This window comes from Brevibacterium sp. CFH 10365, from assembly GCF_009299785.1.
GTDB classification, from domain to species: Bacteria; Actinomycetota; Actinomycetes; order Actinomycetales; family Brevibacteriaceae; genus Brevibacterium; species Brevibacterium limosum.
In genome coordinates this window covers 427,758-439,513 of the sequence record NZ_VIGO01000004.1, presented here as the reverse complement: position 1 = coordinate 439,513, position 11,756 = coordinate 427,758, and the positions used below count along the sequence as shown (strand labels likewise).

11 protein-coding genes are annotated in these 11,756 nt (G+C 66.4%); 8 read left to right on the top strand and 3 right to left on the bottom strand.

What is annotated here, in order from left to right:
* Nucleotides 1–107 precede the first annotated feature (107 nt).
* Nucleotides 108–971, bottom strand: coding sequence for a hypothetical protein (locus tag FHG09_RS10630; protein WP_152347609.1), 864 nt, complete (start codon nucleotides 969–971; stop codon nucleotides 108–110).
* Between the two features lie 108 nt (nucleotides 972–1,079).
* Here FHG09_RS10630 and FHG09_RS10625 point away from each other — a divergent pair, with 108 nt between their 5' ends.
* Complete coding sequence (locus FHG09_RS10625) at nucleotides 1,080–2,000, top strand: 3-hydroxyacyl-CoA dehydrogenase NAD-binding domain-containing protein (RefSeq protein ID WP_152347608.1); 921 nt, start codon at nucleotides 1,080–1,082, stop codon at nucleotides 1,998–2,000.
* A 153-nt stretch (nucleotides 2,001–2,153) separates the two neighbouring features.
* Nucleotides 2,154–2,954 (top strand): DUF981 family protein, encoded by an 801-nt coding sequence (locus FHG09_RS10620; protein ID WP_152347607.1) that lies wholly within the window; start codon nucleotides 2,154–2,156, stop codon nucleotides 2,952–2,954.
* 14 nt (nucleotides 2,955–2,968) lie between these two features.
* Here FHG09_RS10620 and FHG09_RS10615 read toward each other — a convergent pair whose 3' ends face one another.
* Nucleotides 2,969–3,322, bottom strand: coding sequence for a nuclear transport factor 2 family protein (locus FHG09_RS10615; RefSeq protein WP_152347606.1), 354 nt, complete (start codon nucleotides 3,320–3,322; stop codon nucleotides 2,969–2,971).
* Nucleotides 3,323–3,326: 4 nt separating this feature from the next.
* The gene (gene aztA / locus FHG09_RS10610; protein WP_152347605.1) at nucleotides 3,327–4,028 is read right to left on the bottom strand and encodes a zinc ABC transporter ATP-binding protein AztA; all 702 of its coding nucleotides are present in this window, start codon (nucleotides 4,026–4,028) and stop codon (nucleotides 3,327–3,329) included.
* A gap of 30 nt (nucleotides 4,029–4,058) precedes the next feature.
* On the opposite strand from aztA, the gene aztB reads away from it, so the two are divergent.
* The 6 genes from aztB to FHG09_RS10580 all read left to right on the top strand — a co-directional run bounded on the left by aztB (nucleotide 4,059) and on the right by FHG09_RS10580 (nucleotide 11,679).
* On the top strand, nucleotides 4,059–4,889 hold the full coding sequence (aztB, locus tag FHG09_RS10605) for a zinc ABC transporter permease AztB (RefSeq protein WP_152347604.1): 831 nt from the start codon (nucleotides 4,059–4,061) through the stop codon (nucleotides 4,887–4,889).
* A 28-nt stretch (nucleotides 4,890–4,917) separates the two neighbouring features.
* Nucleotides 4,918–6,153, top strand: coding sequence for a PQQ-binding-like beta-propeller repeat protein (locus FHG09_RS10600; RefSeq protein WP_152347603.1), 1,236 nt, complete (start codon nucleotides 4,918–4,920; stop codon nucleotides 6,151–6,153).
* Nucleotides 6,150–7,121 carry a zinc ABC transporter substrate-binding protein AztC gene (gene aztC, locus FHG09_RS10595; protein WP_152347602.1) on the top strand — a complete coding sequence of 324 codons (972 nt, stop codon included), beginning with the start codon at nucleotides 6,150–6,152 and terminating at the stop codon, nucleotides 7,119–7,121. Before FHG09_RS10600 ends, aztC begins: the two co-directional genes overlap by 4 nt.
* Nucleotides 7,122–7,170: 49 nt before the next feature.
* Nucleotides 7,171–8,418 (top strand): zinc metallochaperone AztD, encoded by a 1,248-nt coding sequence (aztD, locus tag FHG09_RS10590; RefSeq protein WP_152347601.1) that lies wholly within the window; start codon nucleotides 7,171–7,173, stop codon nucleotides 8,416–8,418.
* A gap of 221 nt (nucleotides 8,419–8,639) precedes the next feature.
* Nucleotides 8,640–10,022, top strand: a complete 1,383-nt coding sequence (locus FHG09_RS10585) for an NAD-dependent succinate-semialdehyde dehydrogenase (RefSeq protein WP_152347600.1) — start codon at nucleotides 8,640–8,642, stop codon at nucleotides 10,020–10,022.
* Nucleotides 10,023–10,299: 277 nt separating this feature from the next.
* Nucleotides 10,300–11,679 (top strand): short-chain fatty acid transporter, encoded by a 1,380-nt coding sequence (locus tag FHG09_RS10580; protein ID WP_152347599.1) that lies wholly within the window; start codon nucleotides 10,300–10,302, stop codon nucleotides 11,677–11,679.
* The last annotated feature ends 77 nt before the right edge of the window (nucleotides 11,680–11,756 follow it).

Below are 11,756 nucleotides of genomic sequence, written 5' to 3'. Positions count from 1 at the left end.
GAACAGACCCGGTGAACGAGCCGGGTGAACGGACCCGGTGAACGAATCGGGTGAACGGGCCCCGGCGGGGTGGGTGCGACGGCCGGACCGCGAATCGGGCCCGAGCCTCAGGGGTGGTGGAGGAGGTATGTGCCGCCCTTGAGGCAGGTGTCGACGACCCAGCCGTCCCCGACGAGGCCCGTCAGCGACGTGCGCAGCGCCAGTCGCCAGCGGCTGGCGAGCTCGGCATCCTGGCCGCGCAGGTCTTCGATATCGGAGGGGAAGTCCAGTGAGACGAATTCGGTCTCCTTCGGCACCTCGCTCAGCAGCGGTTCCCCGTCGTCGTCGGCGCGCAGGCAGGGGAACGCCGATCCGGGATCGACGACCGAGGCCCGCGCCGGACGGTCGAGCGGCCATGACACCATCATCCGATCGCTGGCTTGGCCGGAGTTCACGCCGTCGCGCATCTGCCCGTAGAAGTCCTCGAGGTATTCGACCATGCCGACGCCCAGGCGCTGGAAGTTGAAGTAGGCATTTCGGGCGACCAAGGGGTCGAAGGTCCAGGTCATCTCGGTGATCCCGAGGTTGAGGCACCACAGGCGCTGGTGCAGCTTCATCGCAGATCCGGCGCCGCGGCCGATGACCTGGTGGCGGACTCCCGCGATATGCGAATGCATGAGAGTGCCCAGCGGCTGGCCGAAAAATCCGATGGTGACACCGATCATCTCGTCGGGTTCGTCGAGGCTGTACGCGGCCGAGACATAGTTGCCGGCGTGGGCGAAGGCGATGATGAGGCTGGGTTCGAACACATTCGCGCCGGTCTCATCGACGTTCCAGACCTCATCGAGCAGCATCGACGCCTTCGCCGCCTCGTCGGCGGTGTGGATCTCGCGCACGTCGATGCGGGCGGTCTCTGCCGCGGCGGCGTATTCGTCCTCCGCCAGGGCGAGGATCTCCGAGTCCACAGTTCTCAGTTCTGGGTTCGCGCTCATGGTGACATTGTGCCACCCGATCCCGGCCTCGGTGGGACGCGCACGGCAACGATTCGACTACGGCGAACCCCGCCGCCTGAGCCGGCGGGGCGGGTATAGCCTGGACACATGAGCTCAACAGTCGCCGTCATCGGCGCCGGAACCATCGGCCGATCGTTCGCCTATCTCTTCGCCCGCAGCGGGTACACCGTGCGGGTCTTCGACCCGCGTTCCGACCTCGCCGAGGTGGTCGCCGGCCTGCAGGCCGAGGTCACCGCTGATGCCTCGGCCAGGAATGAGCTGGCCTCACAGGTCGGCACCGTCGAGACCGCCGATTCCGTCGAGGCCGCCGTGGCCGGCGTCGTCTTCGTTCAGGAATCCGGTCCCGAGGATCCCGAAGCGAAGCCGGTGCTGTTCTCTCAGATCGCTGAGGCGGCTCCACGAGAGGCCGTGTTCGCAACGTCATCATCGACGATCCCGGCCTCATCGATTGCGCCCGCGCTGCCGGAGTCGGCCGCATCCCGAGTCATCGTCGGTCACCCGTTCAACCCGCCGCATCTCATGCCGCTCGTCGAGGTCGTGCCCTCCCCGCAGACTTCGCAGGGAACCGTGGGCGCCGCGGTCGAATTCTATCGCAGCTGCGGTCGCGAACCTGTGGTGCTGGGGCGGGAGATCCGTGGGTTCGTCGGCAACCGGCTGCAGAATGCGCTGATGAGAGAGGCGATCTCGCTCGTGCAGAACGGAGTTGTCACTGCTGCAGACCTCGACACGGTGATGAAGAATTCGCTGGGTCTGCGGTGGTCGGCCGTCGGCCAGTTCGAAGGCATGCACTTCGGTGGGGGAGAAGCCGGGATCCGCGGATTCATGGACCATATCGGTCCGGCCTTCGCCGCCATCGAGGATCTGCCCGTCGACGTCGATCCCGTCGGCATGGAAGAAGTCTTCGAACAGGTCGAAGAAGCCTATGGTCCGCAGCCGACCCCACAATCCGCCGAGGTCCGCGACCGGATCCAAAGAGCGGTCCTCGAAGCCCGCGGTCAAGGTCGCTGAATCATCTGTTCGGTGACGGGACAGACATTCTCACCAGCCTGAATAAGGAATCTCTGAGGTGGCTCCCAGCGTTGTCTCTAGGACAAGAGCATCTGCGCTTCGGGGCAATCCGCCCCGGAGGCTGCGATGCGATCACCTCAGGAGGAGATGACTATGGGCAGTTTCTTCACCGGCGTCGAATCGCCGGGAATGATCGATTGGGCCACGATGCCCACCTACAACACGGTCATGTCGGTGGCGGTCGGGGCCGGACTGCTCGCCGTCGTCCTCTTCTACCGGGAGCTGCGTCTTGCCGGTGGAGCAGCTGGAACCGCTGACAGCGGACGATCGACATGGCGCAGCGGCAGACATGTGCTCAATACCGACGGATGGGCACTGACCTTCGGCGTACTGGGACTCATCCTCACCCTGACCGGCCTGCACATGACGCTGACCTGGCCGCTGGCGGCGGGCGGATTCGCCTTTGACAACGTCATCTTCGGTGAGACGAGCCTTGCTTTCGGCGTGCTCATGCTCGCTGCCGCCTGGTATCTGTGGAAGCGCGGGAGTGACCTCGAGGCCGATGTCGATCCGCTGGGCAGGGCGGCGAGCACGGTTCGGCCCCTGTCGATCTTCATCGCCGGGCTCGGTCTGGCACTGTTCGCCATCGCGCTCGCAGGAAGCGTCTACCAACTCTTCGCCGCGCCGGCACAGGAGCCGATCTCAGGCGCCTTCGCCGACTACCCGGTCATCGAAGCCACGTTCATGTCGCTGCTGTTTGCTCTGGTCGGCCTCGGAGCGGTGCTGTTCCCCTTCGCCGTGCGCCAGGTGCTGGGCACCCCGGCCGACTCACCGGCCCGCGGTGCCGCAGTCTCCGTGACCGGTGTGGTCTGGACGATCACCGGAATCGTGTTCGTCCTCTTCGGTGCGATGAACTTCTACACGCACATCGGGCTCATCGTCAACACCATGTGACGAGCGGCCGGGGATCAGACGGCTGCCCGGTAGAAGTATGTGGTGCGTTCGGCGATGAGGCCCTCGGTGTCGAAGAGGAAGAAGTCGGCGAAGCCCACCGAGGTCTCCGTACCGTCCTTGAGGCGGCCGCTGAAGACGCCGCGGCTGGATGCCCGGTCGCCGTCGACGAGGATCTCCTGCAGCGAATGCGCACCGGATTCGATGACGCGCTCGCCGTGGTAGAAGTCGGTGATCTGCCGGCCGACCATCGTCGGATAGCCGGGGCGATCATAGCTGGCGTCGGCGGCGAACAGCGCCGAGGTGGCGTCCGCATCTTCGGCATCGACGGTGGTGTAGTAGCGCTTCACGAGTTCAGTCACACTGGCCATGGGCTTACCGTAGCAGTCGTCTGTGCTGTGTCAGCGCCTCTGAGCCGCCTTCGCGGCCCCGTGTGCGCACCTCGGCAACGGATCCTTGGCGCAGCCGGACCACCTGATCCGCGGAGTCGGCCTGCGCCTGGTCGTGGGTGGCCAGGACGATCGTCGTACCCTCGGATCGCACCCCGCCGATCGCTCGACCGATGAGCGCGACGGCCTGGGAATCGACTCCGGCCAACGGCTCGTCGAGGAGAAGCAGGGGCGCCTTCTGGGCCAATCCTTGGGCGACGAGCGTACGCTGCCGCTGGCCACCCGAGAGGCCGCCGAGGCGACGGTCGGCAAGATCGGAGATGTGCAGCCGTTCGAGACAGTCGTCGACGATCCGGCGATCCCTCCGGCTGAGGCGACCGAAGGGGCCCGTGGTCCTCCAGCGGCCCATTTCGACCGTCTGTCTGACGGTGATCGGCAGATGGTCGGGAGCGCTGCTGTGCTGGGGGACGAAGGCGATATCGGCAGGGCGGCCCGCGATCGCTCCGGCGCTGGGGCGGAGCAGCCCGGCCAGGGCCATGAGCACGGTGGACTTGCCCGAACCGTTGTGGCCGACGAGCGCGGTGACCACCCCGGCCGGAATGTGCAGGTCGATGGCATCGACGGCGAGATGCCCGCCGTAGTGGCAGGTCAGGCCCGTGACGTCGACAGAAGGCGGCGATTTCTCCATTCAATAATGATAACGACTATCATCACATGAATGGAATTCCTCCTCGAGCCCTTCGGTGTCTCCTTCGTCCTCCGCGCGCTCATCGCCGGCGTGCTCGCGGCCGTACTCTGCGGCTGCATCGGCACCTGGGTGGTGCTGCGCGGCCTCGCGTTCTTCGGGGATGCGATGTCCCACGGCATGCTCCCCGGGGTTGCGATCGCATCCCTGCTCGGTGGGCATCTGATGATCGGCGCAGCGATCAGCGCCCTGCTCATGGCCGCGGGCATCACCTGGGTCGCACGCGAATCCAAGCTGTCCCAGGACGTGAGCATCGGGCTTCTGTTCGTCGGCATGCTCGCATTCGGCGTCGTCATCATCTCCCATTCGCAGTCCTTCGCCGTCGATCTCACCGCCTTCCTGTTCGGGGACGTGCTCGGCGTCCGCTGGGTCGATCTCGTCATCCTCGGCGTCGCGACCGGCCTCGGCGTGCTCGCCTGCATCCTTCTGCGGCGGCCGTTCCTCGCCCTGGCCTTCGATGAGCGCAAGGCCGCCACCCTGGGCATGCGGCCGGGGTGGGCGCATGCGGCGCTGCTCATCCTCACGGCCCTCGCGGTGGTCGCGTCGTTCCAGGTCGTCGGCACGCTGCTCGTCTTCGGGCTCCTCATCGGACCGCCGGCCACGGCATTCCTGCTGTTCAGGAGCGTCGGGGCGATGATGGTCGCCGCGGCGGTCCTCGGCGCTCTCGCGACCTTCGCGGGTCTGTTGATCAGCTGGCATGCGGGGACTTCGGCCGGGGCGACGATCGCCCTCGTCGCCGTCGGGGCCTTCTTTCTCGCCCTCGTCGCGAAACGACTCCGCAATGCGCTAGTATTTCGCTGGTAATGAGAATGAATATCAGTAGAAAGTCGTCATGAAGAACCTGCCACTCCCCGCCGCCGCATCGATCCTCGCGGCCGCCGCACTGCTCGTCGGATGTCAGAATGCCTCTCCGGACGCGGCTGAGCCCGAGTCCGACACCGACTCCGCCACGCCGCACGGCTACGTCGAAGGCGCCGAGGAGGCGAGCGAACCGCAGCTGCGCCTGAGCGTCAGCGACTCGGAATCGGGTGCCGTGCAGATCCTCGACCTGCTCAGCGAGGAGACCGTGCTCGAGGTGCCTGCAACCGCGGACACCATCCTTGCCGGGGCCGACGCCCGCTACCTCTACCTCGCCGATCAGGAGGCCGGAGCCGTGACCCCCGTCGACACGGGAGTCTGGACCGTCGATCACGGCGACCACAAGCACTACTACCGCGCCGAACCGACAGCGCTCGACGCGGTCACCGGCGCCGATCCCGCCCATGTCGTCTCGGCCGGCACGGGCGTCGCCCTCTTCTTCGACGGAGAAGGACGCGCGAAGCTCCTCGACCGCGGCGGACTCGGCGACGGGAACGTCGAACAGCTCGGCACCATCAGGCCCGGTCCCCACCACGGTGTTGCGGTGCCCTACGAAGACCACCTGATCTCCACCGTCCCCGGCGAATCGTCGGAGGATCTGCCGTCCTCACTCGCCGTCTACGACGAGAAGGGCACAGCCGCGCCCGTCGATGAGGACTGCGCGGAGATCCACGGCGCCGGGGTCACCAGAGAGGGTCCCGCCTTCGCCTGCGCCGAGGGGCTGATGACGTTCGACGACGATCTCTCCGCGAAGCTCGTGCCCTACCCCGACGAGGCCGACGGGTCGCGTGCCTGGTCGGTGGAGGTCGGCCGCGACCTCGCCGCCGCACCTCTCGATGACCACGGAATCGGCCTGTTCGATGCGAAGTCCGGTGAATGGACGTATGCCGACACCGGCGCCGAGGTGGTCGCCGCCTCCGTGGCCGGCGACGACTCCGCCGTGGTCGCCCTCGATGCCGACGGCACGGCCTATGCGATCGATCCCGAGACAGGAGAGACCGAGACGAAGGAAGACCTCGTCGACGTTCCGAAGACGGAGAGCGAGGGGCACGGGTCCGGTCCCGATGTCGTCGTCGACCGGGAGCGCACCTATGTCAGCGACCCGAGCAGGGGCACCGTCCTCGAACTCGACCAGGCCGACGGGCTGCGCCAGGCGCGCAGCTTCGACGTCGGCGGAACTCCGGCCGCGCTCGCGGTCACCGGCCGATGAGCACGGGAGGCGCGAGGCGCGGACGCCCGAGGGATCCGCGCAGGCCCCGACCGTTCACTTCGCTGTTCGCCGGGGCGCTCGCCCTCGGCCTCACCGCCGCGGTCACGGCCTGCTCGACCGGGCAGGAGACCCCGCGCATCGTCGTGACGACGAACATCCTCGGCGATGTCGTGCGCAATGTCGTCGGCGAATCCGCCGACGTCACGGTGCTGATGAAACCCAACGCCGATCCCCACTCCTTCGGGATCTCGGCGAAGGAGGCCGGGCAGATGGAGTCAGCGGATCTCATCGTGTCCAACGGCCTCGGACTCGAAGAGGGACTGAACGCGAACCTCGACAATGCCCGCAGCGAAGGCGTCGAGGTCCTCGAAGTCGGGGAGCACATCGATCCGCTCGACTATCGCAGCGGGGAGAGCTCGGGCCAAGCGGATCCGCACTTCTGGACCGACCCGGAACGCATGCTCACCGCCGTCGACGCCATCGAAGACACCCTGGCTGATCAGGTCGGAAGTGAGGTCGCCGCTGCGGTCGCCGATTCCGCAGACACCTACCGGGACCAGCTGAAAGACCTCGATGCCGAGATCGCGGGCATCGCCGAGGCGATTCCTGCCGACCGGCGGAAGCTCGTGACCAACCACCACGTGTTCGGCTACTTCGCCGAGCGCTTCGACTTCGAGGTCATCGGTGCGGTCCTGCCCAGCGGCACGACGCTCGCCTCACCCTCGGCAGCCGACCTCGAGGAGCTCGCCAGAACGGTCGAGGAAGCAGGTGTGCCGACGATCTTCGCCGACTCCTCCCAACCGCAGAAACTCGCCGAGGCGCTCTCCGGTGAGGTCGATACCGAGGTCGAGGTGGTGCCCCTGTACTCGGAATCCCTGACCGAGGCCGACGGGGGCGCCGCCTCCTACATCGACATGCAGAAAGCCAACGCCGAGGCCATCGCCGCGGGACTGGCACCCGAAGACTGATTTCCACCACAGAGAAGAAGAGAGAACAGAGGAAATGAGAACACCACTGATGAGGCGACACCGCACGATCATCGGCTCCGCATCCGCGGCCCTCGCCGCGACCCTGCTGCTGTCCGCCTGCGGCACGAGCGGAAGCGAAACGGCCGGTCACGACGAACACAGCGGCGAACAGGCCGGAGCCGAGGACGCCGAGGAACTCGACGCACCCGCCCCGCGCCTGGTGACCACCTACGACGGTGGGATCATGACGCTCGACGCGCAGACCCTCGAGGTCATCGACGATACGAAGCTCGAAGGCTTCAATCGGGTCAACCCCGTCGGCGACTCCCGCCACGTCATGGTCTCCGTGGCCGAGGGGTTCCGGCTCTTCGACGCCGGGGTCTGGACCGAAGAGCACGGCGACCACACGCACAGCTACGCGGCGGCGCCGACCCTGACCGACACGGTCTACGAAACCGATACTCCCGGGCACGTCGTCCGGCACGGCGGGACGACCGTGCTCTTCGGCGACGGGGACGGCAAGATCCAGACCTTCGACACCTCCTCCTTCGCCGAAGGCGCATCGGAACCTCAGGTGATTCAGGCGGAAGAACCGCATCACGGTGTCGCTGTCAGGCTCGAAGACGGCTCGACTCTGCACACCATCGGCACCGAGGAGGAGCGCTCCGGGGCGAAGGTCGTCGACGCCGAGGGCAAGGAGATCGCCCGCAGCGAAGACTGCCCGGGCGTTCACGGCGAGGCGGCGGCCCAGGACGAAGCCATCGCGCTCGGCTGCGAGGACGGAATACTGCTGTACAAGGACGGCGAGTTCAGCAAGGTCGATGCGGAGGATGACTACGGGCGCATCGGCAATCAGGCCGGCAGCGATGAGTCTCCGGTCGTTCTCGGCGACTACAAGGTCGACGAGGACGCCGAGCTCGAACGTCCCGAGCGCATCAGCCTCACAGACACCGAGGCGGGCACGATGAAGCTCGTCGACCTCGGTGCCTCGTACAGCTTCCGCTCGCTGGGCCGCGGTCCCGACGGTGAGGCCCTCGTCCTCGGTACGGACGGGGCACTGCGGGTCATCGACCCGAAGTCCGGAACCGTGGACGAGGAATACCCCGTCATCGGCGAATGGGAGGAGCCGGTCGATTGGCAGCAGGCCCGACCGACCCTGTTCGTGCAGGGAGAGAAGGCCTACGTGTCCGAACCGGAGAAGTCCGAGATCCACATCGTCGATCTCGATACCGGGAAGGTGGAGAAGACCGCCGAACTGCCGCACGCCACCGATGAGATCACCGGTGTGACCGGGTGAGGTGCGACGTTCGTGAGTGAGTGAATCCAACGGCATGGCCGGCGGTCCCAACCCGACGAATCCGCGGAGCTGTCAGCGGCGCCGGGGCAACCGCCTCGGCGCCGGCTGACAAGATGCTCAAGAACTCGCCCAGGGGGTGAGACATGGATTGCCGGGGCAGGGAATCGGCCATAGGTTGGAAGGTGACCGACGTACTGCCCCGAAGTGAAATGAGGACCGTCATGACCACCACCATGTACCGTGTGACCAACCCGGCGACCGGCGAAGTCGCCGAAGAGTTCCCCACCAACACCGATTCCGAGATCCTCGCCGCTCTCGACCGCTCCGCCACGGCCTTCACCGAGTGGGGCCGGACCCCGGTGGCCGACCGCGCCGCCATCCTCACTCGCGTGTCCGAGATCTATGCCGAGCGCGCCGAGGAGCTCGCCGAGGTCATCCAGCTCGAAATGGGCAAGTCCGTGCCCGAGGGCAAGGGCGAGGTCCAGCTCAGCTCGATGATCTACAAGTACTTCGCCGACAACGCCGAGGCCTTCATGGCCGATGAGCCCCTGCGCGGGCCCAAGGACGCCACCGCGATGATCCGCCGCAAGCCCGTCGGATCGCTGCTGGGCATCATGCCGTGGAACTTCCCCTACTACCAGGTCGCCCGCTTCGCCGCCCCGAACCTGGCCCTGGGCAACACGATCCTGCTCAAGCACGCCCCGCAGTGCCCGCGCTCGGCGCAGATCATGGAAGAGATCTTCATCGAAGCCGGCCTGCCCGAAGGCGCCTACATCAACATCTACGCGAGCAACGAGCAGGTCGCCGACATCATCCTGCCCGATCCGCGCAACCACGGGGTGTCACTGACCGGATCCGAGCGCGCCGGTGCCGCCGTCGCCGCCGAGGCGGGCAAGAACCTCAAGAAGGTCGTCCTCGAACTCGGCGGATCCGACCCCTACATCCTCCTCGACTCCGCCGATGTCACGGCCTCGGCGAAGACCTTCTTCCGCACCCGTATGGGCAACACCGGGCAGGCCTGCAACTCGCCGAAGCGGATGATCGTCATGGAGGACCTCTACGACGACTTCGTCGCCTCCATCACCGAGGAGGCCAAGAACTCCACCCCCGCAACCCCGGGTGAGGAGGGCTCCCGCCTGTCGCCGCTGTCGTCGACGGCCGCGGCCGACCGCTTCGTCGAGCAGGTCCAGGACACAGTCAGCCAGGGTGCGACCCTGCACGCCGGTGGAAAGCGCTACGACGGAGGCGGCGCCTACGTCGAGCCCGTAGTCCTCACCGATGTGAAGAAGGGGATGCGCGGCTACTACGAAGAGCTCTTCGGGCCCGCCGTCATCGTCTACCGGGTCGGCAGCGAGGAAGAGGCCGTGGAGCTGGCCAATGACACCCCGTTCGGTCTCGGCGCCGCGGTGTTCTCCGGCGATATCGAACGGGCCGAACGCGTCGGCGCCCAGATCGATTCGGGCATGGTCTTCCTCAACGCCCCCGAGGGCACACGCGAATTCCTGCCCTTCGGCGGAGTCAAGCGCTCCGGCGTGGGACGTGAGCTCGGACCGCTGGCCATGGACGAATTCGTCAACAAGCAGCTCGTGTACAAGCAGCACTGATCTGCCCGGACCCGTCGAGGGACAGTGTCCGGTCTGATAAGGACCGTCGAGGGACAGTGTCCGGCCTGATAAGGACCGTCGAGGGACACTGCCCGGCCTGAAAAGGCCCGTCGAGGGACACTGTCCGGTCTGCGAGGGCTGTCCGACCCGAAAGGGCTGTCCGAATTGATTACGATCGGGTTCTGATCTCCGTCAGGGCGCTGTTCCGTTCCAAGGAACAGCGCCCTGATTGTATGCTGAGACCACACACAGCAGATTCTCAGCGGGAGGTCTTCCCATGTCGGCACCGAAGCCGTCGACCCAGGTCAACGCCGCAGCCTCAAAAGGGATCATGCGGCCGGTCAACCGATTCCTCGAACAGTGGATTCCCTCGGCACTGACCTTCGCCATCGTTCTCACCCTCATCGTCGCGGTCCTCGCGTTCATCTTCACCGATGCCGGCCCCACTGCCGTCCTCACCGGTTGGGGTGAGGGGCTGGCCGGTCTGCTCGAGTTCATGACGCAGATGTGTCTGATCCTCCTGCTCGGCCACATCCTCGCCAACACCGGGCCGGTGCGGAAGCTGTTGGTCTGGCTCGCCCGTGTCCCGGGCAACGCCACCTTCGCCTATGTCTTCGTCTTCCTCGTCGCCGCACTCGCCAGCCTCATCACCTGGGGTCTCGGTCTCGTCGTCGGTGCTCTGCTCGCCCGTGAGATCGCCGTGCAGTCACGCGAACGCGGAATCAGAGTCCACTTCCCGCTGCTCGTCGCCGCCGGATACTCCGGATTCGTCGTCTGGCATATGGGCTATTCGGGATCGGGCCCGCTGACCGCGGCCACTCCGGACTCGTTCCTCGCCGAATCCCTCGGGGGACAGACGATTCCTGTGTCCGAGACGATCTTCGCCGGTTGGAACCTGCTCGCCATCGCCGGGGTCATCGTCGTCTGCGGTCTCCTCTTCTTCCTCGTCGCGCCCAAGGCCGGTGCCCCTGTCTACGAACTCCCCGCCTCGGTGAGTTCGGAGAAGCAGTCGCAGATCGATGAAGAGGTCGTCACCCCCGCCGACCGGATCGACGCCTCACGTGTGCTTACTCTGGTCGTCGGTCTCGCACTCGTGGCCTACCTCGTCATCCACTTCGCCCAAGGCGGGGGACTGACCCTCGACATCGTCAACTGGTCGTTCCTCGCCCTCATCCTCCTGCTCGTGCGCAACCCGTTCGAACTCATCCACCTGACGAAGGAGGCGGCGTCGAACGTCGGCGAGATCCTCCTGCAGTTCCCGCTCTACGCCGGAATCCTCGGCATCATGTCCTCGACGGGACTCATCGCCGTGTTCTCCGACGCCTTCGTCTCGATCTCGAACACCACGACCTTCGGCGTCCTCGCCCTGCTCTCGGCCGGACTCGTGAACTTCTTCGTCCCCTCCGGCGGTGGCCAATTCGCCGTGCAGGGCCCGATCATGCTCGATGCGGCCAACCAGCTCGGCGTCGATCCCTCGGTCGCGATCATGGCGGTGTCCTACGGCGACCAGTGGACGAACATGCTCCAGCCCTTCTGGGCGCTGCCGGTGCTGGCCATCGCGGGTCTGAAGATGCGCGACATCCTCGGCTACACCGTCATCACATTCCTCGGCTCCGGGGTGGTGATGGCTGCAGCGCTGATCCTGGTCTCCCTCTGAGACCCAACGCACCTCCCACTGAGGCGGGCGGGGCAGAACCGGCGCGGACACGGTTGGTGAAGCCCCACCTCGGCGAG

Bases quoted from the DNA above. Each gene is read 5' to 3' on its own strand.
- FHG09_RS10615 (WP_152347606.1), bottom strand. From the start codon at position 3,322: ATGGCCAGTGTGACTGAACTCGTGAAGCGCTACTACACCACCGTCGAT.
- aztB (WP_152347604.1), top strand. From the start codon at position 4,059: ATGGAATTCCTCCTCGAGCCCTTCGGTGTCTCCTTCGTCCTCCGCGCG.
- FHG09_RS10585 (WP_152347600.1), top strand. From the start codon at position 8,640: ATGACCACCACCATGTACCGTGTGACCAACCCGGCGACCGGCGAAGTC.
- FHG09_RS10630 (WP_152347609.1), bottom strand. From the start codon at position 971: ATGAGCGCGAACCCAGAACTGAGAACTGTGGACTCGGAGATCCTCGCC.
- FHG09_RS10625 (WP_152347608.1), top strand. From the start codon at position 1,080: ATGAGCTCAACAGTCGCCGTCATCGGCGCCGGAACCATCGGCCGATCG.
- aztD (WP_152347601.1), top strand. From the start codon at position 7,171: ATGAGGCGACACCGCACGATCATCGGCTCCGCATCCGCGGCCCTCGCC.
- FHG09_RS10620 (WP_152347607.1), top strand. From the start codon at position 2,154: ATGGGCAGTTTCTTCACCGGCGTCGAATCGCCGGGAATGATCGATTGG.
- FHG09_RS10580 (WP_152347599.1), top strand. From the start codon at position 10,300: ATGTCGGCACCGAAGCCGTCGACCCAGGTCAACGCCGCAGCCTCAAAA.
- aztC (WP_152347602.1), top strand. From the start codon at position 6,150: ATGAGCACGGGAGGCGCGAGGCGCGGACGCCCGAGGGATCCGCGCAGG.
- aztA (WP_152347605.1), bottom strand. From the start codon at position 4,028: ATGGAGAAATCGCCGCCTTCTGTCGACGTCACGGGCCTGACCTGCCAC.
- FHG09_RS10600 (WP_152347603.1), top strand. From the start codon at position 4,918: ATGAAGAACCTGCCACTCCCCGCCGCCGCATCGATCCTCGCGGCCGCC.